We start from the raw sequence: 22,564 nt of genomic DNA on the forward strand, positions 1-22,564 counted from the left end.
GAAAATGACCGTGACAACGACAAGAGCCGCGCAAGCGGATCAATATGTGAATGCATTGAACAACAACGCCTACCCGGGACGCGGCATCGTAATCGGCGCTACGCCGGACGGCACCCGGCTCGTTCAGGTTTACTGGATTATGGGCCGCAGCGAGAACAGCCGCAACCGCGTATTTATTCAGGAGGAGAACGGATTCGTTCGCACGGAGGCCAAAGATCCGGCGAAGCTGACCGATCCGTCGCTCATTATTTATTACCCGGTTCGGCATGCGAACGGGGCTCATATCGTAACGAACGGCGATCAGACCGACACGATCTACGAAGCGCTGCAAGCCGGCGGTTCCTTCGAATCCGCTCTGGCAACTCGCACTTACGAGCCGGACGCTCCGAACTTTACGCCACGGATTAGCGGACTTGTCGATACGAAGGACGGGCAGTTCGCCTATAAGCTGTCCATTCTCAAATCCAGCGGCAACACCGAGGATCAGACGCTTCGCCACACTTACACGTACGAGAAGACGCTGCCCGGCTTCGGACATTGCATTCACACGTACCAGGGCGACGGCAATCCTCTGCCTTCATTCCAAGGAGAGCCTGCGCTCGTTCCGCTGGCGAACGACATTCGCGAAATTGCCGATTTGTATTGGAAAACGCTCAATGAGGAGAACAAAATCTCCCTGCTGGTCAAAACGATTCAAGTCGGAAGCGGCGAAACGGAATTGCTCGTCGTGAACAAAGATTAAGGGGGAGCTACGACCGTGCGAGTATTAGTAGTCGGCGGCGGCGGCCGCGAGCATGCCATATGCTGGGCGTTGAAGAAAAGCCCGAAGGTGCAGGAGCTGTACTGCGCTCCCGGTAACGGGGGCATCGCGGAGGTGGCGGAATGCGTTCCTCTGCAGGTGAATCAGTTCGAGGAGCTCGGCGAATTCGCGATCGACAACAATATCGATCTGGTGGTCATCGGCCCGGACGATCCGCTCTCCGAAGGGATCGTAGACCATCTGGAAGCGAAGAACATTCCGGTGTTCGGTCCGCGTCAAAATGCGGCGATTCTGGAGTCCAGCAAAGTGTTCTCCAAAGAGCTGTTTAAAAAATACAATATTCCGACGGCCGCTTATGAATCGTTCGACGATTACGAGGCCGCTCTCGCGTACTTGCGCAAGCAGACGATTCCGGCCGTCATTAAAGCGGACGGTTTGGCCGCAGGCAAAGGGGTCGTCGTCGCGCAATCGCTGGAGGAAGCGGAGAAGGCGCTTTACGACATTATGGTGAAGAAAGTGTTCGGAGACTCCGGCAACCGGGTCGTCATCGAAGAGTTTCTGACAGGCCAAGAAATGTCGATCCTGTCGTTCGTCGACGGGAAGGTTGTGAAGCCGATGGTGCCTGCTCAGGACCATAAAGCGGTATTCGACGGCGATCAAGGCCCGAATACGGGGGGCATGGGCACCTACACGCCGCTGCCGCACATCCCGCAGTCCGTCATCGACGAGGCGATCGAGACGATCATCAAGCCGACGGCGGCCGCGATGGTCAGCGAAGGGCGCCCGTTCCGCGGCGTGCTGTTCGCCGGTCTGATGATTACGCCGCAAGGGCCGAAGACGATCGAGTTCAACGCCCGTTTCGGCGATCCGGAGACGCAGGTCGTGCTGCCGCGCCTGCAAACCGATCTGCTCGATATTTTCTTGGCTGCAGTGAGCGGCCATTTGGAACAAATGGATATCAGGTGGTCGGATGACGCCGCCGTATGCGTGATTTTAGCTTCCGAAGGCTACCCGGGTTCTTATCCGAAAGGGCTGCCTATCGAAGGCTTGGCCGACGTTCGGGATTCGGTCGTCTTCCATGCCGGAACCGCGCTCAAGGACGGGCAAGTGGTTACTAACGGAGGCCGAGTGCTCGGCGTGACCGCGCTCGGCAAGGACATTGCCGAAGCCCGCGCCAAAGCTTACGCAGACGCCGACCGCATCCGGTTTCAAGGCAAGCACTACCGTACGGATATCTCCAAGAAAGCGTTGGTGTAACTTTCAGCAGCGATACGAGTGAAGAGAGAAGCTTGAGAGGCTTTAGCGGCCCCTCAAGCTTTTTTGCCGCTTAGCCGATTGAGGATCTGCGCTTCTTTCGAGCTTGATGAGGGATGGAGCGCAGAGAGCGCACGCTATTTTCTTCCGCTGCCTTTAATTACGATTTTATCCCAATGCTTGTAGACAAGCGCTACGGCGACGATGACGCCGAGAATAAGCACCAGTGACAGCCAATGCCGATACGCAAAAGATGAGAGTTCATACAAAACGGACACCTCCGAAGCTGTTTTTTTGGAACGGGCATTTTTCTTTTATCGTACCCGGGCTGCAAAGTCTTCATTCTGAATCGGTTCCGGACCTATCGTTCACCTTCTTGCATAAAGTTCACGGCTCCTTCATCATCTTTTGGCCGAAAAACTGTTATACTATAAGGATGCATATGGATTATTCGAAATACGGGAGTGATGAGAACATGATCGTTATAAAAACCAAAGCGGAAATTGAACTTATGCATGAAGCCGGCAAAGTGCTGGCCGCCTGCCATAGAGAGATTGCCCGGATGATTCGGCCGGGAATAACGGGCCTGGAGATCGATAAGTTTGTCGAGAAATTTCTTGCGGAGCATGGAGCGACGCCGGAGCAAAAAGGGTATAACGGCTATCCGTTCGCTACGTGCGCTTCGCTCAACGATGTGATCTGTCACGGATTTCCAAGCGACAAGCCGTTTCAGGACGGAGATATCGTGACGATCGATATGGTCGTTAACCTGAACGGCTGGCTGGCCGACTCCGCCTGGTCGTACCGGGTAGGCACGGTTTCGCCGGAAGCCGACAAACTGCTGCGCGTCACGGAAGAGTCGCTGTACAGAGGCATCGAGCAGGCGGTGGAAGGCAACCGGCTCGGAGATATTTCCCATGCGATTCAAGCCTTCGCCGAAGCCGAAGGGCTGTCGGTCGTACGCGATTTCGTAGGCCACGGGATCGGACAGAAGATGCATGAAGAACCGCAAGTGCCGCATTACGGACCGGCGGGAAAGGGGCCTAGACTGAAAGAAGGCATGGTAATTACCATCGAACCGATGCTGAACATCGGCGGTTACAAAGCGAAGGTGGATGCGGACGGATGGACCGCCAGGACGGTCGACGGCAGCTTGTCGGCGCAGTATGAGCATACGATTGCAATCACCGCCGAAGGCCCCGTCATCTTGACGAAGCAATAAAATCCAAGCGAAGCGGCCGGGCAGCAGCCCCGGTCTATTTGCGTAAATACATTCGGCGTTGCCGATGACCGGTATTCTGGAACAAACAACAGCCCCGTAAGCCGCTTGCCGCGGTTTACGGGGCTGTTTCTCATTATGTAGCATGGATAATCCGGTTCCGGTTTCGATTTCGCAGCGCAAGCCCCAATCCCCGTTTATTTGTTCACCGGGACGGCGTTCAAATACTCTTCCAGCGTAAGACCTTTGGAGGCGATCTCCTTGGCCATATCGACGCCGACATAGCGAATATGCCATGGCTCGTATTGATAGCCTGTAATCGATTCCTTGCCCTTCAAATAGCGGATGATGAAGCCGTACTCGGGTGCATGCTTGGCCAGCCACTCGGCTTCCTTGGTTGCTCCGAAGCAGTCCTGCGCGGCGCATTTGCCGTCGCTGCCGGATACGTCGATCGCAAGTCCTGTCTCATGCTCGCTATGTCCGGGAACAGCGCTGTACGTTTTTGCTTTTTCTTCGCCGTCGGTTTTGACATAGTTATTGAAAACGGCCTTCTGCGTCGCATAAGAACGGTAAGCGGAGACGCCCGCCAGGTTAATGCCGTCCTTTTTGGCTCCGGCAAACAATTTTTCCAGCGCAGCGGCAGCTTCTTTGCGCATTTTGCGTTTTTCGATTTTCTCTTTGAAAATAAACGGCACATCGGGGTAAACCAGATCCGCCGGCTCATAGTTGGAAGGCAGCGCAAATTGCTTGTTGACGAGCACGGAGACGCTGTCCGGCTTGGCGACCACTTGATCGGAGTCGCTTTTAGGCGTCTCTGTTCCTTTGCCCTTGTCGCCGGTCGAGCCCGTGTTCGCGGCCGACCCTGCCCCCGGTGCCGTCGAAGGCACCGGAGTTGCGGTACTGCCCGGCGTTGTTGTCGAGCCTGCCGCAGAACCGTTAGGCGCGGTGCCTGTCGCGGCGTTGCCCGGCTTGGACGTATCGGGCGTTTGGGGTGACGGACTAGCGTTGGAGCCTTCGCAGGCGGCGAATAAGGTCATGGATGAGGCAAGCAGCAGTACGGTTAAAGACGTTTTTTTCATGATCAGTTGTTCCTCCGAATGGGCGTTCGTTTTTGAAATCTATTTCCTATCATACTATAGACAGCCGTTCCGGTTCAAAAGTTACTTATATGAGCCGATTCGGCCGGTTTCGTCCCAAGATTTTTTTTCGCCTGAGCAAAGAGGTAAAAAAAGTTAAGCAACATGTAAAATTAACGTTATGAATGCGGTTTCAACCGGGCCTATAATATTCCTGAGACAGAGGACTTCCAGAAAAAGGAGATGATCCGCGGTAAAGAAAGCGCTTCAAACAAAGCTAGGACAAGCTTTGTTCATTTTTCGCAAAAGGAGCGAATCAGCGTGAAAAGAAGCAAGCTATTGCAGCAAAGCATCGCTTTGAGCCTTGTCTTTGCCCTTATCATTTCTTTTTTTCCGGCTGTGCCTGCATCGGCGGCCGATCTGCAAACCGTAAGTATCGATCCCGCCGGCGCCGACACGAATCCGGCCAATACGTTCAAAGGCTATGGTCTGGTCACGGCAAATAACACATCGCGGTTGATGCTGGATTATAAGGAAGAGCATCCGGCCCAATATTGGGAAATGATGAATTTGCTGTTTAATCAGGACACCGGAGCCGGGATCAACGACATCAAAATCGAGATGGGCAACGATTCCAATACTTCGTCCGGCACCGAACCGGCTACCAAACGGTCTGCGGATGAACCGGCCAACGTTCGCCGCGGCGCAGGCTTCGTCCTCGCGGCCGACGCGAAAACGATCAACCCGGACATCAAGGTAAGCATCCTGCGCTGGAGCCAGCCGAATTGGGTGCTGCCGTGGAGCGACGGCAATACCGATCCGTCCAACCCCGCCACGCTTGCGGCATATGAACGGATGTACCAATGGTACAAGGATACGGCGACCGCCGTCCATGAAACCTACGGTTACGATCTCGATTACATTAACCCCGACCGCAATGAAACGGGAACCCCCAACGCGAACTACATCAAGTGGTTTGCCAACCGGATGCGCAGCGATAACGAATTTCCTAATCATGACAAAATAAAAATTATCGCATCCGACGAAAACACGACGCTGAATATTCCGACTAAAATGCTGGCCGATCCCGATCTGATGAAAGCGGTCGATGTGATGGCTTACCACTATAACATGGCGACCAGCGCGGATTATTTGAAGGTCAACGATCAATATCAGAAGGAAGTATGGTACAGCGAAGGGGTGGCTCCCCAAACTTTGGCCCAATACCGTGCCAACTCCGATCAGCCGTTCGGCGGCGTAGCCAGCGCGCTGGATGTTGCAGGACGCTTCATCGGTATGTACACCCAGGGAAAACGGACGCATTATATGTTCCAGCCTGCGATAGGCGCTTTCTATAGCGGCGCTCCTTATAGCAGCAAGGAGCTTATTGCGGCCCGAGACCCTTGGTCCGGCTATTACGCTCCCGATGTGGGCGTTTATACGGTGATGCAGTTTACGCAGTTTGCGGCGAAAGACTGGATGTACATCCCCGGGGCCAGCGCAGGCGTTATCGGCAGCAGGGGCAATAGCGAGATGGACGGCAACGCGGCGGGAGCGGAGTATAACCGGCTTGTCTTTGTCAGTCCGGATAAGAAGGACTATTCCGTAGTCATGGTCAATGACAGCGACCGCGAAGCCCGTTATCAGTTCGAAGTGAAGAAAACGATCGCAAACGCCGGCAGCCCCGTTCAAGTATGGGAAACACGCGGGCCGGGGGCAGGACAGGAGTATGACGCCAACTGGTATCAAAGACTCGGTGACATTCCGGCTGCCGATCAAGGCGATGCGTATACGTATACGCTTACGGTGAAGCCCCATTCGATGGTCAGTGTGACGAGCGCGGGCGATAACCCGAATACCGGTCATCCGCGCGTCCCGTACACGCGCAACGCCGATATTCCGGCTCAAAGCGTGCTGGACGTCGGGGGAACCGGCAGCCCCGTGCTCTACGAAGACGACTTCGAGTATAAAGGCTACCCTGAAGCTAACGGGTTGAGCTATGTGCAGCGCCGGGGCGGTACGCCGCGCTATACGGCGGATCAAGGCGGCGCCTTCGAGGTATATGAGGGCATCGGGAAGGACGGCTCCAATGGTATGGAGCAGATGATTTACGCGGGCAATAAGCCGGGCACATGGGCGACCACCCCGTTCTCCTACACCGTGCTAGGTGACGAGCGTTGGGCGAACTACCGAGCGGCCATTGATTTCAAGATGGATCTGGACCCGGCCCATACCGGCGACAACTATGTTGCATTAGGTATTCGCCACACGCTGAACGGCACGACCGCCGATTCGCAATCCGGCTATAAATTACGGATATACGCCGACGGCTCCTGGCGTCTGATTCGCTTCGACGCGACGGTCGCATCCGGAACGCTGACGGATTTCGATCCTGCCCAGTGGCATCGCATTTCCATTGAGGCGGCGGATCGGACGGTAACCGCCGCTATCGACGGCAAGGCGGCCGTACGTTATACGGATACGGCGGACGGCGCCCCGCTGACCGGACAGGTCATGATTCAAAGCAGTCTGCGCCAATCCGTATTCGATAATTTGCAGGTAGAGGCCGTTAACGGTTATGCGCCTTATGTGACCGACCGGGTGGATGATCTGGATGCCCGCGTCCAATACCATGAGGGCAGCTTCCCTTGGACTCACAGCTTGTCGGGAGGAGCCGGCCGGCAGAACCGGACCGTCACCACCAGCGGAACCAGCATCACCTCCGACAGTACGACCAATACGGAAGGAACGCTCAATCGGTGGTATTTCGTCAAAAATGAAGGCAATACGTCTTCATGGGGCTCCAACTCCGCCAACGCGTGGGCGGGAGAAAACGGCAGCTACGCATCATTGACGTTCAACGGCACCGGCATTACCGTGTACGGGCTCGGTCAAGGGACGAATTCCGTTGTCAGAATGGATGTTTATCTTGACGACTTCGGCACCGGATACAATCACGATGCGTCCAAAAAGGTTGTGACCGGCAAAGGCTTCGGCAACGGGAACAACAGCCAGATCATTTATCAGGTAAGCGGTTTGGCCCCAGGACTGCATAACGTGAAGATCATCAAGACCGCCGCAGACTCCGGCAGCGGCAATTACATCTCGATCGAGAAGGCGGTCGTTCAGGCGGATGCCGCCGATCCGACGTATCTGGAGCTGCCGTTCACCGGCACGGGCTTCAGCCTGGTCGGCGATACCGGAAGCGCGACGGTCGATATATATGTAGACAACAAGCTTGCCGATGCTAATGCAGCGATTCCCGCCGTGTCCGTCAATCGTGCCAATACGTACGCATACGGCGGGCTGCCTTACGGTCCGCACACCTTGAAGATCGTAGTGAAAAGCGGCAGCCTGTCCATTGATGCCATCGATATTATGGGGCCGGTCTACGGCACGATCAGCAAATCGGCACTTCAGGAGCTGCTGGCTCAAGTAGGCGGTTACCAAGAGGAAGACTATATGCCTGCGGAATGGTCCGCCTTCGCGAACGCGGTGTCTGCGGCCGCAGCGGTCCTCGCGGACGAACAAGCCGATCAGAGAGCCATAGATTCCGCCCGGAATGCGCTTCAGGATGCAGCAGATTCGTTGAAATGGAAAAAACAACCGGTAGCCGTCACCGGCGACTATCCGGCCATTGTGGCTGTCAAAGCCGGCGAAGCGGTTGCCGGGCTGCCATCCGTCGTGAAAACGACGCTTGCGGACGGGACGACGAATGCGGATGCCGCGATTCGCTGGCTGAACAATACGGCGGACCGCTTCACCGTTCCTTATTCCACAGTGCAGCTGACGGGAGAGGTAGAAGGAGGCAAAAACCTGTATGTTCAAGTCCAGGTGGAGGTAATACCGGGCGGCTTGGTATATTTCCTGGACCCCGGCATCGCGGGCGATACGACGCCTCCGTTTGCGGCAATCCAAGCTTTATTGGGCGATCGCCTGCTGAATGACAAAGCCGACCAAGCTTCTAGCGGCGATTCGATGTGGGGGCATACGACCATAGCCGCCAACTACAAGCTCAAATCGCTCTCCGGTTCGGTCGTCGCAACGGACAAAAGCCAGACCGGTGTTTACGGTTCGGATACAAGAAACAATCCTTTAACTTATGCGCTGCCTTTGACGGCAGGCGATTACAGGATCACTTCCTTCCATAGAGACTGGTGGAGCAACGGCAACCGGACGATGGATATTAGCTTGAGCTACAAGGACGCCAATGGACAGACGGTAACCGAGCCTGTGCGAAGCGGGCTGATCGCCGGATCTGACGGTACGGCGGTTACGCATGACTTTACGCTTCCGGTAGACAGCGTTGTGACTTATACCGTCAATAATACGTATACCGGCAATCAGGCGGCCCTCATCAGCTATCTCGGGGTGGAGAAGAGAGTCGATTCCGCCGCCGAGCAAGCCGTTGCGGACGCCAAGACGATCATCGAAGGCGCTGCTTACCATGTCGATCGGACGGCCGCCAATACGGAAGCGGATGTCAGGGCATGGCTGCAGCAAACGATCAGCAGCTTGAGCGGCTTGCAGCAGACCGGCGCGAGTGTCGGTGAATTGAAACTTACTTCTTTCCGCGCCGCAACGGAAAATACGGACGGCAGCTTCGAGTTCACCGTGCCGCTGACGAAAGGCAATGTCACGGGTGCCGCTGTCTCCGTAGGCATCATTAAAGCGGTGGATACGACGAAGCCGGTCATTACGCTGAAAGGCGAACCGGTCGTAAACCTCCTCATCGGGACGAGCTATACCGACGCGGGAGCGACGGCGACGGATGACCGCGACGGAGATATTACGGATCGCATCGTGACGACGGTGACGAGCGGCGTGTACGGCGAATCGAGATTGAATACCGCCGTCGCAGGCACCTACACATTCCATTACAATGTGAAGGACAGTGCGGGCAACGCCGCCGAGGAAGTGACGAGAACGGTGGTCGTTTCCGAAAATCCGGATACGACAAAGCCGGTCATTACGCTAAAAGGCGAACCGGTAGTAAACCTCCTCATCGGGGCGAGCTATACCGACGCGGGAGCGACGGCGACGGATGATCGCGACGGAGATATTACGGACCGCATCGTGACGACAGTGACGAGCGGCGTGTACGGCGAATCGAGATTGAATACCGCAGCTGCAGGCGTCTACACGTTCCATTACAACGTTCAAGACAGCGCGGGCAATGCCGCCAAGGAAGTGACGCGCATAGTGATCGTCTCCGAACAGCCGGATACGACGGGGCCGGTCATTAAGCTGCGAGGCGAACCGGTAGTAAACCTCCTCATCGGGGCGAGCTATACCGACGCGGGGGCGACGGCGACGGATGACCGCGACGGAGATATTACGGATCGCATCGTGACGACGGTAACGAGCGGTGTGTACGGCGAATCGGCGTTGAATACGGCGATCGCGGGCACCTATACGTACCATTACAATGTACAAGACGCCGCGGGCAACGCGGCCGAAGAAGTGACAAGAACGGTAATAGTAAGCAAAAAACGTCAATCGTCGTCATCGGGTTCCTCTTCATCGTCGCCATCCGTGCCGGAAGCGCCGACAACGGATGAGACTTCGACGACGCAGATTGTTCGCGAAGCGGATTTGAAACCGGCGGAAGCGGGGACGAACGTCGTACAAATTCCCGGAGGCAAGACGGCCGTGCTGCTGCCGAGCCATATCGCCGAGCTGGTCGGGGACAACGGTCTCCGATTGGTCATGGGCAATTTGACGATCGAATGGACCAAAGCGGAGCTGAGCCGGATTCAAGATGTTGCGGCGGGAGCGAACGCTGAGGGAGCGCAAATTCGGTTCTCGGCGCGGACGTTGTCCCAAGCTGACGTAACGAAGCTTATTCATAATCGCGCCGTCAACGGTTCAGTGGAAGCGGCTCTCGCCAGCGAGGCGTACGATTTCAGCGTGGACGTTATCGCAGCGGACGGCAGCAGCATCCCGGTAACCTCTTTCGCCGAGCCTTTGACGCTAACGTTCAAAGTCGATCCGAAAGCGGACTCCGATTTGTTAGGCGTCTACAATATTGCGGCTAACGGAGCTTTGCAGTTTGCGGGAGGAACGTTGTCGGACGGGGCGATGACAGCGAAAGTGCGTCATTTCAGCCAATATGCGGTGCTGGAATACAACAAGCTGTTCGCGGACGTCGACGCAAGCTCCTGGGCAAACCGCGTCATTAAGAACATGGCCGCAAAGCATATTATCGACGGCGTGACGGATACGGAATTTAACCCTGAGGGCAGCGTGACCCGGGCGCAATTTGCAGCGATGATCGCACGGGCGTTGGGACTGGAGGCTTCGAAGGCAGCGAGCCGTACAAGCTTCGCCGACGTTGACTCCGCCGGATGGTATGCGGAAGCCGTCGCCGCGGTAAGCGAAGCGGGAATCGTGACGGGACGCGGCGAGGATATTTTCGCGCCGAACGCAGTAATCACTCGCGAAGAGATGGCCGTTATGGCCGTCCGCGCATTCGAATACGCCAAGGGCGAGGCATCATCCCAAGCGGCTGCGAATCCGTTCGGCGATCAGGATCAGATCAGCGATTGGGCACGGGAGGCAGCGGGCATCGCGCAAGCAGAGGGCTTGATTCAAGGACGCGACAATCGTCAATTCGCGCCGCAAGCGATGATGACCCGTGCGGAAAGCGCACAAGTGATCTTCAATCTGCTCTATCGGCTGAAATAAAATAATTATCGATCAACAAGGCGCTCTTTCCCGGTTGCACGGGGGAGAGCGTCTCTCTGTGCGGCTTCCTGCCGATCGCAGCTTCTTCTTGGCGCCCTAAGCGATCCTCATGTTATGATGGCAGTAGCGCCTTTTTTTGCCGATAGATGAGCTTTTTCGACAAAGGCGCAGGGGAACAGGAGGAAAGCCGGATGACGATACGATACGGGGTATTAAAATGCAAAGTGAGAGGGCGGCGCCCGGCAACGAGGGAGAACGCCCATTATCAAGTACATGCGGAGGCGGAAGGCGTTCATTACCGGATTGCGATCAACGTCAAGTCGCAAATGAGGCCGTTCGCCCTGCTTTATTATACGGACGAGCATTTCGAGCATGAAGTGACGAGCGATTTGCCGGAGCTTGCTTACGGCTATACCCGGCTGCCGAACCGGCCCGGCGGCATGGCGCTGGATTATATCCGCGGCAATTTGTTCGACCGGCGGAGGATGGTCCCGCTTGCCTTCGACGTTCCGGGCACGGACAACGACCTGAACGATAAACTGGACATCTATATGCGCAAAGCGATGGAATTCGAGGACGCCGTCCTGTACGCTTACGGCGACATCTGGGGACCCGAACTGAAGCAGAGGGACGCCGTCTTCGGCTTCATGCCGGGTCAGGGCATGCACGATATCCATATGAACCAAGGCAACGGCGGCAGCTATCGGAGAGATAACGGCGTCTACCAAGACGGCGGCCTGCTGCTTCATTTCCCTTCCGAAGAGCGCTGGATCGCTATTTTTCTCGCGTTTCAAGCGCAATCCTGGCATACGGACGATAAGAGTGGCGATCCGCTGCATGTAGCTGCCGCTTACTGGCATCCCGCTCATCCGCGGCCGCTGGCCGAGCATGAAATCTTCATCGCCGGAGCGCTCGTTTTGCCGGCCTCGCCGACGGCTTGCGAGACGGTGACGCTGCTGAACGCATCCGACCGTCCGATCGACATCGGCGGATGGTCGCTGGCCAATAAGCTGAAGCAGAAGTACAAGCTCGAGGGCGTGTTAGCTCCCGGACAATTTTATACGATAGAGCTATCCGTGCATCCTAAGTTTTTTCGTCCCTGGGGAGATATTATTACTTTACTCGATGAACGCGGCCTTAAAGTTCACGGCGTATCCTATATCCGGGCCAAAGTGCGCAGCGGATGGACGATCCGGTTTTGAGCTTGCCCTTGCTAATCGAAACCTTCCCTACTGGAGCTTCGTCTTAATTTTATAAAAAATATGGGAAGGTGAGCGGTATGAAAATAAAAAAGCTTTGGCCCCTGGTCGCCATACTATTAGCTGTGAGTGCCAGCATCTCGTGGACCCCACATGCAGAAGCGGATACAGAGGTCCCTATCGGCACCCCGATTGGAACGGTGTTAACCACCGATATCAAAGCCGATATTCATGGGGAGGTCATCCCTTCGATGAACATCGACGGCTATACGGCAATCGCTGCGGAGGACTTGAGACGGTACGGTTTTGATGTCGCTTGGATACCAAAGTATCGTCGGGTTGAGATCACTTACACCCCTGGGAAGTCAATAAGCCCGCTGGAGGACTCTCTTCGGGACGCTGTCTCGATCGGCGAGAAAATCGGTGATGTATTATCTACAGACATCCGTGTTTATTACTTTGGCCAGCCGATTCCTTCATATAATATTGAGGGACGTACAGCGATCTCGCTAAACGATTTGTCTAGCTTCGGGCAGGTCGAATGGAAAGAGCAAGAACGTAAGCTTTCTTATATCCCCTCAGTAAAATTCTCTCACGATTCGTTAAAGGATGCTCCGCCGCTTGTGGTGCGGCTCACGAATGCAAAGGGATTGGGGCCAATCAGCGCAACAGGCTCGGATCTCCGCTTGGATGGGGCGGCCTTTGGACGTGTCGTGGGAGACGATCCGATGCTACCGGTTCGTCAGCTTGCAGAGAAACTCGGGTACGAGACGGAATGGCAGCATGACGGTTCCCTTGTTATAGACGACGGAACGAGCCGTTTTCATATCATCAATGGGCTGAGCGGACCGATGCAATACTGGCTTGGAGGAGAAGCCGAGGGCTTCGACTGGTATCGGTCCCCTGTCGTTGGTTCGGAAGAAATATTTATACATGAGCAGGATGTGCGCTCCCTGTTCGGATGCACCACAGAGAGCGAAGACAGTTCAAATGCAGGCATCTCATTTTCACTGAATTGTCCCGGATACCAAGTCGAAGACCATGGTGTGCCGCAAACCTTCAGCGGCTTGAGAAACGGGGTGCAGACGGTGACCTATCTTAGTGGAAACAAGTTCCCTGTTCCTGAACTGCAGCTTTATAATGCGGGGCAGGACCGGAGCCTTTACAGCAATCTCTTTCATGTTAGCGAGGACGGAGCTGCCGAAGGAGGATACGTGAAGTATATTTTGGATTCCGAAGCGCCGAACGACACGACCGATAATAACATGGTGCTGCAGTTGACCGACGGGCATAAGATACTATACAAGAAGGTCATTTCTGCGGATGGAGAATGATGGATAATATTAAGCTGAAGGTTTCTTGGCAGCTTGCCCTTGCCTTATTAGGCGGGGCTTTTTTTGTTAGCAGAATTTGCTCTTCCGGGCATGACAATTGTCATATGAAACGGATGACATTCATGAATACCGCCGGATTGGCCGCGAAGCTACAATAAGTACATGAAATCAAACGAGGGGTGGCGCAGGAATGAAGCCAGTCATACAGCTCGATCATGTAACGAAACAGTTTCAAGGAAAAACCGCGGTGGATGATTTGTCCTTAATGATACAGGAAGGCGAGATTGTGGCGCTGCTCGGCCCGAACGGGGCGGGGAAGACGACGACCGTCTCCATGACGCTTGGTCTACAGCAGCCGAGTTCGGGTACGATCAGGCTGCTTGGAGGAGACCCCCGGGACCGCGGCGTGAAGGACCGCTTCGGGGCGATGCTGCAGGACGTGAACGTGATCGACGGATTAAAAGTAGGAGAGACGATCGATCTGTTCCGCAGCTATTACTCGCAGCCGCTGTCGCTGGACCATCTGCTTGAGGTGTCCGGTCTGAAGGAAAAGCGAAGCAAGATGGCATCTTCCTTGTCCGGCGGGCAAAAGCGGAGATTGAATTTTGCGCTCGCGCTGGCGGGCGATCCGTCGGTGCTGTTTCTGGATGAACCGACCGTCGGGATGGATGTGACCTCGCGGCATCTGTTTTGGGAGACGGTCCGGGCAATGGTGGGACGCGGCCGCACGATCATTTTGACGACGCATTATATTGAAGAAGCCGATGCGATAGCCGATCGCGTTGTGGTGATTAACCAAGGCAAGCTGATCGCCGACGGTACGCCGGCCGAAATTAAGGCGACGACGAACGGCAGAACGCTGTCGTTTACCGCCGGCCCCGGAGTGACGGAGGATACGCTGCAGGCCGTGCTCGGCATCTCCGATGCGGTGTGGAACGGACGCCGGGTCAAGTTGACGAGCGCCAATACGGACCGTCTCATTTTCGCAATCGTACAGAACAAGCTCGACGTGAAAGATATCGAAATTCAAAGCGGCGGACTGGAAGACGCCTTCCAATCATTGGTGCTCGGTCAAGCCGGCTCATTCGAATATACAGGGGATGATAAAAGATGAATGCTGCATTGGCGCAATGCAAGGCGGAGCTGCTTCGGACGCTCAGAAACCGCAAGTTCGTCGTTATGGCGCTGCTCATGCCGGTCATATTCTACTTTATATTTACCAGTACGATCGACGCGAATACGGAGATCGGCGGAGTCGAATGGAAAGCCTACTACTTGATGTCCATGACGGTATTCGGAGTGATCGGCGGAAGCTTGAACACGATCAGCATCCGCTTCGCCCAGGAGCGCAGACAAGGCTGGGTGCAGCTCATCCGGATTACGCCGCTGCCGTCCGGGACGTATGTACTGTCCAAAATCGCCGCGCAGTCGCTCATCAACTTAGGCACGATCGTGCTGATGTTTCTGATCGGAGCCATTTTCCGAGGCGTGGAGCTTAGTCTGTTCCAATGGATCATGTGCGGTTTGTGGATTTGGATCGGCATTCTGCCGTTCCTGGCGCTGGGCACGCTGATCGGCACGATTCGCAGCGTGGAGGCGGTACAGGTCATCTCCCAGCTGCTCTTCATGGCCATGTCCGCACTGGGCGGACTGTGGATGCCGATCCAGACAATGCCGGCCCTCCTGCAAAAGATCGCCTTGTGGCTGCCCTCGTACCGGTACGGGCAAGGGGCATGGAATATTATTGCCGGGGCGTCCGTAGACGGGGTTGGGATTATCGTGCTGGCTGCTTACGTCGTCGTCTTTATGGTATTATCATCCTATATCATCCGGAGACAGGAAGCGGTATAACATGAACGGGTTCAAGATGAGGCCTTTCGGAAAAGGTATGGGCGTGTTCCAATTGATCTGGCTGGTGTATTTGACCTCGCCCATCTACAGCATATTGCAAAAGCCGACTCACGATAAGTGGATCGGCCTTGCTCTGCTTTTGCTGTTTATAGTGGCCAATTGCCTTTGTTATTGGGATGAAAAACGCAGAATGGTTTATGTGCTGACCATGCTTGCGATCATCGTCTTTTTTTGCTTTCACTATCATATTAATTTCTGGTTTATGTCCTTTTATGTAGCCCCTGTCATAGGATTGATGGCTTCGGTCAGGCAATTTTACGCCGGGGTCGTCATTTTGCTGGCCTTGTTTGCGCTTGTATTCGGAACGCACATCCATCAATTTTCCGGCGACGACTTGGTGGTGCTTCTTCCGTCCTCGGCTCTGATGCTGGTCTTCCCGTTCATTATCCGCGCGGGGGTCCGATCGAAGGAGCTGCGCAACCAGTTGAATTCGGCTAACGAGGAGATCGCACGGTTGATCAAAAACGAAGAACGGCAGCGGATTTCCCGGGATTTGCACGATACGCTCGGCCACACGCTGTCTTTAATCACGTTAAAGAGCGAGCTGGCGGAAAAATTAATTCCCCGCAATCCGGAAAAAGCGGCGCAGGAGGTGCGGGATATTCAGATGACATCGCGCGCCGCGCTTAAGCAGGTGAGAGAACTGGTGTCGGGAATGAACGCCGTATCGATTCACGATGAAATCCGCCATGCGCGGCAAATATTGGCCGCGGCCCAAATCGGGGTCGAGACCGAAGGGGATTTCGCCGGACTGGATGCTTCGCCGCTCATTCAAAATATATTGGGGATGTGTCTGCGCGAGGCCGTGACCAATGTGGTGAAGCACAGCAAGGCTTCGCTCTGCCGCATCGCCTTACATGAAGACGACAGCGGGATTACGGTGACGGTAAGCGATAATGGAGAAGGATTACGGCACGCCTCCTGTCCTACCCCCTCTTCCGGGCGGGGACTGCTGGGGATGAAGGAACGGCTGGACTTGATCGACGGCAAGCTGACGTTTCAATCGGAGGAAGGACAAGAAACGACCGTAACGTTCACCGTGCCCAAAATCGTCAAACACCAGAAATCGGGGGAGAACGCGCAATGAAAGTGATAATTGCAGAGGACCAAGGGATGCTGCGGGGAGCGCTTAGCGCGCTGCTGGATTTGGAGGACGATGTGGAAGTTATCGGGCAGGCCGAGAACGGGGAAGAGGCGCTGCGGATGATTCTGGAGCTGGGACCCGATCTGTGCATCATGGATATTGAAATGCCGCGTATGACAGGGCTCGATGTCGCCGAACGGCTGAAGGAGCTGGGGCATCCTTGCCGCGTCGTCATTCTGACGACCTTCTCCCGCTCCGGTTATTTTCAGCGGGCGATCAAAGCGGGCGTTCACGGCTTCTTGCTTAAGGATTCGCCTATCGACGAGCTGGGCGAGGCGCTGCGCAAAGTCCATGCCGGGGGCCGGGCGATTAGCCCCGAGCTGTCGCTTACGTTCTGGGAGGCGGAGAATCCGCTGACCGAACGGGAGCGGGAGGTGCTTAGGCTGGTTGCCGAAGGCTTGTCGGCGGGCGAGATCGCTAAATCGTTGTTTCTTTCCGGCGGCACGGTGCGAAATTATATATCGGAAATTATGCAAAAATTGGAGGCAAAAAACCGGATAGACGCGATCAGCATTGCGGAGAAAAACGGCTGGCTCAAGTAGCGGCCGTTTTCGTTTTAGCTGCATTCTCTTAAGGGGGCAGACCAGCAGGAAACAAGCCGCTCCAAATTGCGTAAAACGAAGATAGAGTGAGCGGGAAGCAGTTATATGAAGATCAGGATGGAAGTAAGCGCTGCCATCCTATTCGTTCCTTGAAATTCACCGCACAGGTCTGTCGGCTGTTCTTTACAGCAGCCTGCAACAGGCGTAATATACAATTCATGATTTGAAAAAACAAAGTTTCCAAATTCTGATCGCTTAATTTCCCTTATTCAGGGAAAGCGGGGGAACCATTGCAGCGGTATTTTTCGGTGTGAGAGCCGGAAATATCGATGCCGGGGTGAATCCTAGCGCGATGCAAAGCTAGCTTGCATCCGCAGGTAGGGCGACTCTCACCGCCCGAATCCGACAGCTAACCTCGTCAGCGTGGAAGGACATCGGCTTCTTGGTTGTTGAAGACGATGGTCTAATGGAGAGAGGATGATGAAGCTTGTGATCGTTTAAACGGCCACAAGGCTCCCAAGCCTCTGTGGTTTTTTTGCGCCCATTTGTGAAAAATGGAATTGTTTTTTGGAAAAATGAATCGAGTTTTTTCATCAAACCGATAGGCAGTTATAACGCTTAATCCCTGAATAACAGGGAGCGGGGGAACCAAAGGGCCTTGGCAGGCCCATGGGGTGAATCCCAGCCGACATGCGCTGGGTAGGGCGACTCTCACGCCCGAATCCGACAGCTAACCTCGTCAGCGTACCGAGAGAGGCAACAATGATCGTGTGCTTGCGCAGCTGTGTTTGCTGTGCTTTCCAAAGAAGCCGCGAGAAGAGCTCCCTCTTTTCGCAGGCTTCTTTTTATATGTCTGCCTTCTCTTGAGAGAATAGGAGGAGAAAAAGATGATTGCCGCGCAAGAGTTCATACTCGTATCGGCGCCTAATAAAACCGGCGAAAGCTTCGTCCGGCTGCTTCTGGCGAAAGGAATCCCGTTTGCGGCGATCACGAACAGCCGAGCGGAAGCAGGGAGGCTCCGCGAGCTGGGTGTCAAGCATTTTATACGGGTAGACACCTCGGAATGCGAGTCTTGGCTTTTGCCTGAGCTGCCGATCGGACGGGTGTTCCTGTTCGAAAGCTCGTTAAATCTGTGCTGCCGGCTCATTCAAATATGCCGCACGTGGACTTCCAAAGAGATTTGCGTCATTACTCATAATATGAATCCGAGGCTGGTGTATCGAGGGCTTGGCGCAGACCATGTCATCCACACTTCAAGCCAAGATGTTTCTTTTTTAATCAAATAAACAAACGCTGGAGGCGTTCCTATGCTGGATATATGCATGATTGCAATGCTCACGGCTATGTACGGGCTGTTCTATGGCTTTATGACCTGGTGCGGCCGGGTCGTTGCGGAAACGGGAGGCGATAGCAAATGATATTGGTCGCTGCCGTCACGATGTTCTTGTTCGTGTACTTGGCGTACGCCCTGATTCATCCGGAAAAATTTTGAGAGGGAGCGAAAAGCTCTAGAAGCATGGTGAAAAAGCAGACTTCGCTAAGCGAAGGCAATCTGGAGAAGCGTAAGCTGTCGCCTTTGTCTCCGGATTTCAATCCTTTCAAGGGCTAACCATTCAAGAAATCCGGGGAGAAAAGCTCTTAGGAGGAAAAAAACATGGGAATACTGCAGATCGCAATTGTTATCGTCATCCTGATCCTGCTCGTCAAACCGTTGGGAACGTATTTATATTATGTCTTCTCCAATGAAGCGAATCGTACGGACCGCGGGTTCGCCCCGGTAGAAAAAGCGATCTATGCCGTTACCGGATTGAAAAACCGTTCAGGCATGACTTGGAAGATGTACGGGCTAAGCTTTATTTTGACGAATATTGTTCTGGTAGGAGCCGGTTACTTGATTCTTAGACTGCAAACTTTGCTGCCGCTCAACCCGAACGGTATCGGCAATATGGAGCAGACACTTGCCTTCAATACCGTCATCAGCTTCATGACGAACACGAATCTCCAGCATTACAGCGGGGAAACGGGCTTGTCGTACTTTTCGCAAATGGCTGTCATCACGATGATGATGTTTACGTCGGCGGCGACGGGGCTATGCGTCGCCATTGCGTTCGTGCGGGGCGTGACAAGCAGAGGCGAAAGAATCGGCAACTTTTTCGAAGATTTCGTGAAGGCGCACGTGCGGGTGTTTTTTCCGCTGGCGCTCATCGTAACGCTGACGCTTGTAGCGCTTCAGGTTCCGCAGACGCTGCAGCCTGCGCTGACGGTGAATACGCTCGAAGGCGGCGAGCAGCATATAGCGATCGGGCCGATAGCTTCACTTGAGGCGATCAAGCATCTCGGAACGAACGGAGGCGGCTTCTTCGGCGTGAACTCGGCGCATCCGTTCGAAAATCCGAGCGCTTTAACGAATGTGATTGAAATTTTATCGATGTGGTCGTTATCCGCTGCGCTTCCTTATACGTACGGGCTGTTTGCACGGAACCGCAAGCAGGGATGGGTTATTTTTTCGGCGATGATGATTTTGTTTCTGCTGTTTCTGTCGCTGGTATACGCTGCGGAGTCGGCAGGCAATCCGGTTTTGAACAGACTGGGAATCGACGCGTCCCAAGGCAGCATGGAGGGCAAGGAGGTGCGCTTCGGCATCGCGCAATCGGCATTGTTCACTACGGTTACGACAGCAGCTACCACAGGCTCGGTCAATAATATGCACGATACGCTGACGCCGCTCGGAGGCATTACGCCGCTGGCGCTTATGATGCTGAATTGCGTCTTTGGCGGTAAAGGCGTCGGACTGGTGAATATGCTCATGTACGCGATGCTAGCCGTTTTCCTCGCCGGATTGATGGTTGGCCGGACGCCGGAGTTTCTGGGACGCAAGATAGAACCGCGCGAAATGAAGCTGATCGCTATAGCTATTCTGGCGCATCCGCTCATCATTCTTGCCCCGACGGGCATCGCCTTGGCGGCGGAGCTGGGCAAGGCGGCGATTTCGAATCCGGGCTTTCACGGGATTACTCAGGTGCTGTACGAATATGCCTCATCGGCCGCCAATAACGGCTCGGGCTTCGAAGGGCTGGGCGACAACACGCCGTTCTGGAATATATCCACCGGGATTGTCATGCTGCTGGGCCGGTACATTTCCATGATCGCTTTGTTAGCCGTTGCCGGCTCGTTGGCAAGCAAGCAATGGGTGCCGGAAACGTTGGGGACGTTCCGTACGGATAACCGGCTCTTCGTAGGCATCCTCGTCGGAACGGTGCTTATTATCGGGGCGCTCACGTTTTTGCCGGCGATCGTGCTCGGACCTATTGCCGAACAGGTAACGATTCGTTAATGAAGAGAGAGGCGATCAAGCATGAATGAAAATAAAACAAGCGGCGGCAAGCTGCTCACTTCCGCCGTCGTCGTTCAAGCGGCGAAGGAGAGCTTCCTGAAGCTGAATCCTGTCAAAATGATGAAAAACCCCGTTATGTTCGTCGTGGAAGCGGGCGCTTTCATCGTGCTGCTGATGACCGTGCTGCCGGGTTACTTCGGAACGGAGAACAGCGTCGGGTTTAACTTTACGGTATTTGTGATCCTATTGTTCACGATCCTGTTCGCCAACTTCGCCGAAGCTTTGGCGGAGGGGCGGGGGAAGGCGCAGGCCGACTCGCTAAAAAAAACGAAGCAGGAGATTATGGCGAACAAGATCGTCCATAACGGAACCGGCATCAAGGTCGTTCCGGCGACCGAACTGCGCAAGGGAGATCTGGTTTCCGTATCGCAAGGCGAGATGATTCCCGGCGACGGCGAGGTCGTCGAAGGGCTCGCTTCCGTGGATGAATCGGCGATAACCGGCGAATCCGCTCCCGTTATTAAGGAAGCGGGCGGAGATTTCAGCTCCGTGACCGGGGGGACCCGCGTCGTCAGCGACTCGATCCGGGTGCGTATCGTCAGCGACCCGGGAGAATCGTTCATCGATCGGATGATTTCGCTCGTCGAAGGCGCCAAGCGCCAAAAAACGCCGAACGAGATCGCGCTGAGCACGCTGCTTACGGTACTGACGCTCATCTTCCTGATCGTCGTCGTAACGCTGGCTCCCATCGCCCGCTATTTGGAGATCGATCTGCAAATTCCTGTGCTGATCGCGCTGCTCGTCTGTTTGATTCCGACGACGATCGGAGGTCTTTTATCCGCTATCGGGATCGCAGGAATGGATCGGGTGACCCGGTTCAACGTGCTGGCGATGTCCGGTAAAGCGGTGGAAGCGGCAGGAGATATCAATACGATGATTTTGGATAAAACGGGAACGATCACATACGGCAACCGGATGGCGGGCGACATGCTTCCCGTCGGGAATGAATCGCTGCAAGCGGTAGCGCAATGGGCCGCCGTCAGTTCTTTGAAAGACGAGACGCCGGAAGGACGCTCCGTGCTGGAATGGATGAAAAAGCAGGGCTTGGCCTACGACGCATCCCTGGCCGACGGCGGACAATTTATCGAGTTCAAGGCTGAAACGCGTATGAGCGGCATCGATTTGTCCGACGGCCGCAAAGTGCGCAAAGGCGCGGTCGATGCGGTGAAGCGGTGGGTGCAGGCGCAGGGAGGAACGATCCCCGCGGATTTGGACGATAAGGGAAACGTCATCGCGTCGGAAGGCGGGACGCCGCTTGCGGTAGCCGTCGATGACCGGATATACGGTCTGATTTATCTGAAGGATACGGTGAAGCCCGGGATGAAGGAACGCTTCGAGCAGCTGCGCCGAATGGGGATCAAGACGATCATGTGTACCGGCGACAACCCGCTCACGGCGGCTACGATAGCGCGGGAAGCGGGCGTGGACGATTTCATAGCGGAGAGCAAGCCGGAGGATAAGATTGCCGTCATCCGCCGGGAACAGGCCGAAGGGAAGCTGGTGGCGATGACGGGCGACGGAACCAACGACGCTCCGGCGCTGGCGCAGGCCGACGTCGGGCTGGCAATGAACAGCGGCACGATTGCCGCCAAGGAAGCGGCCAATATGGTCGATCTCGACTCGGACCCGTCGAAGATTATCGAGGTCGTCGCCATTGGCAAGCAGCTGTTGATGACGCGCGGGGCGCTGACAACGTTCAGCGTAGCCAACGACGCAGCCAAATATTTTGCGATCATCCCGGCGATGTTCACGCTGGCGATTCCGCAGATGGAGGCTTTGAACATTATGCATCTCGGTTCGCCCATGTCGGCGATTGTATCGGCGCTTGTATTTAACGCCGTCATCATTCCGCTGCTGATCCCGTTAGCTATGAAGGGCGTAGCTTACAAACCGATGAGCGCCGCCAAGCTGCTCGGCAAGAACATGCTTGTGTACGGTCTCGGCGGAGTTATCGTTCCTTTCATCGGAATCAAGCTGATCGATCTGATCGTCAATATATGGATTTAGAGAAGCGGATGCGTCCGGGGGAGAGCGGGAGACCTCC

At 55.1% G+C, this 22,564-nt stretch carries 16 protein-coding genes and 2 riboswitches; of the genes, 14 read left to right on the forward strand and 2 right to left on the reverse strand.

All coding sequences use genetic code 11. The features are described from left to right. The first annotated feature begins 4 nt into the window (after positions 1 to 4). Together N0M98_RS26865 and purD are read left to right on the forward strand one after the other, a co-directional pair. Entirely contained in the window at positions 5 to 742 is a 738-nt protein-coding gene (locus N0M98_RS26865; RefSeq protein WP_259619671.1) for an IMP cyclohydrolase, read from the forward strand. 15 nt (positions 743 to 757) lie between these two features. Then, positions 758 to 2,017 (forward strand): phosphoribosylamine--glycine ligase, encoded by a 1,260-nt coding sequence (purD, locus tag N0M98_RS26870; RefSeq protein WP_259619672.1) that lies wholly within the window; start codon positions 758 to 760, stop codon positions 2,015 to 2,017. A 134-nt stretch (positions 2,018 to 2,151) separates the two neighbouring features. On the opposite strand, the gene N0M98_RS26875 is transcribed toward purD, so the two are convergent. Then, positions 2,152 to 2,283, reverse strand: a complete 132-nt coding sequence (locus N0M98_RS26875; protein WP_259619673.1) for a hypothetical protein — start codon at positions 2,281 to 2,283, stop codon at positions 2,152 to 2,154. A 206-nt stretch (positions 2,284 to 2,489) separates the two neighbouring features. Here N0M98_RS26875 and map point away from each other — a divergent pair, with 206 nt between their 5' ends. Further along, positions 2,490 to 3,236: a type I methionyl aminopeptidase gene (gene map / locus N0M98_RS26880; RefSeq protein ID WP_249860917.1), complete on the forward strand. Its 747-nt coding sequence runs from the start codon at positions 2,490 to 2,492 to the stop codon at positions 3,234 to 3,236. Between the two features lie 194 nt (positions 3,237 to 3,430). Here map and N0M98_RS26885 read toward each other — a convergent pair whose 3' ends face one another. After that, the gene (locus N0M98_RS26885; protein ID WP_259619674.1) at positions 3,431 to 4,312 is read right to left on the reverse strand and encodes a D-alanyl-D-alanine carboxypeptidase family protein; all 882 of its coding nucleotides are present in this window, start codon (positions 4,310 to 4,312) and stop codon (positions 3,431 to 3,433) included. Between the two features lie 318 nt (positions 4,313 to 4,630). Between N0M98_RS26885 and N0M98_RS26890 the strand changes: the two genes are divergently transcribed. From N0M98_RS26890 to kdpB, 11 genes are all read left to right on the forward strand, one after another. Further along, complete coding sequence (locus N0M98_RS26890) at positions 4,631 to 10,996, forward strand: immunoglobulin-like domain-containing protein (RefSeq protein ID WP_259619675.1); 6,366 nt, start codon at positions 4,631 to 4,633, stop codon at positions 10,994 to 10,996. A 191-nt stretch (positions 10,997 to 11,187) separates the two neighbouring features. After that, on the forward strand, positions 11,188 to 12,198 hold the full coding sequence (locus N0M98_RS26895; RefSeq protein WP_259619676.1) for a DUF2278 family protein: 1,011 nt from the start codon (positions 11,188 to 11,190) through the stop codon (positions 12,196 to 12,198). Positions 12,199 to 12,275: 77 nt separating this feature from the next. Continuing rightward, the gene (locus tag N0M98_RS26900) at positions 12,276 to 13,529 is read left to right on the forward strand and encodes a hypothetical protein (RefSeq protein WP_259619677.1); all 1,254 of its coding nucleotides are present in this window, start codon (positions 12,276 to 12,278) and stop codon (positions 13,527 to 13,529) included. 190 nt (positions 13,530 to 13,719) lie between these two features. After that, the gene (locus N0M98_RS26905; RefSeq protein ID WP_259619678.1) at positions 13,720 to 14,643 is read left to right on the forward strand and encodes an ABC transporter ATP-binding protein; all 924 of its coding nucleotides are present in this window, start codon (positions 13,720 to 13,722) and stop codon (positions 14,641 to 14,643) included. After that, positions 14,640 to 15,380: an ABC transporter permease gene (locus tag N0M98_RS26910; RefSeq protein WP_259619679.1), complete on the forward strand. Its 741-nt coding sequence runs from the start codon at positions 14,640 to 14,642 to the stop codon at positions 15,378 to 15,380. Before N0M98_RS26905 ends, N0M98_RS26910 begins: the two co-directional genes overlap by 4 nt. Position 15,381: 1 nt before the next feature. Then, entirely contained in the window at positions 15,382 to 16,527 is a 1,146-nt protein-coding gene (locus N0M98_RS26915; protein WP_259619680.1) for a sensor histidine kinase, read from the forward strand. Beyond that, positions 16,524 to 17,126 carry a response regulator transcription factor gene (locus N0M98_RS26920; protein ID WP_259619681.1) on the forward strand — a complete coding sequence of 201 codons (603 nt, stop codon included), beginning with the start codon at positions 16,524 to 16,526 and terminating at the stop codon, positions 17,124 to 17,126. The genes N0M98_RS26915 and N0M98_RS26920 overlap by 4 nt, the downstream gene beginning before the upstream one ends. Positions 17,127 to 17,368: 242 nt before the next feature. Beyond that, positions 17,369 to 17,565, forward strand: a riboswitch (cyclic di-AMP (ydaO/yuaA leader). Positions 17,566 to 17,731: 166 nt separating this feature from the next. After that, a riboswitch (cyclic di-AMP (ydaO/yuaA leader) is annotated at positions 17,732 to 17,887 on the forward strand. Positions 17,888 to 18,013: 126 nt separating this feature from the next. Further along, positions 18,014 to 18,412 carry a hypothetical protein gene (locus tag N0M98_RS26925; RefSeq protein ID WP_259619682.1) on the forward strand — a complete coding sequence of 133 codons (399 nt, stop codon included), beginning with the start codon at positions 18,014 to 18,016 and terminating at the stop codon, positions 18,410 to 18,412. Positions 18,413 to 18,540: 128 nt separating this feature from the next. Next, a complete protein-coding gene (gene kdpF / locus N0M98_RS33940; protein ID WP_375295556.1) occupies positions 18,541 to 18,618 on the forward strand; it encodes a K(+)-transporting ATPase subunit F in 78 nt (25 codons plus the stop codon). Between the two features lie 162 nt (positions 18,619 to 18,780). Next, positions 18,781 to 20,460: a potassium-transporting ATPase subunit KdpA gene (gene kdpA, locus N0M98_RS26930; RefSeq protein ID WP_259619683.1), complete on the forward strand. Its 1,680-nt coding sequence runs from the start codon at positions 18,781 to 18,783 to the stop codon at positions 20,458 to 20,460. 21 nt (positions 20,461 to 20,481) lie between these two features. Beyond that, positions 20,482 to 22,527 carry a potassium-transporting ATPase subunit KdpB gene (gene kdpB / locus N0M98_RS26935; RefSeq protein WP_259619684.1) on the forward strand — a complete coding sequence of 682 codons (2,046 nt, stop codon included), beginning with the start codon at positions 20,482 to 20,484 and terminating at the stop codon, positions 22,525 to 22,527. Positions 22,528 to 22,564 lie beyond the last annotated feature (37 nt).

This window comes from Paenibacillus doosanensis, from assembly GCF_025060755.1.
In the GTDB taxonomy this organism is placed as follows: domain Bacteria; phylum Bacillota; class Bacilli; order Paenibacillales; family NBRC-103111; genus Paenibacillus_S; species Paenibacillus_S doosanensis.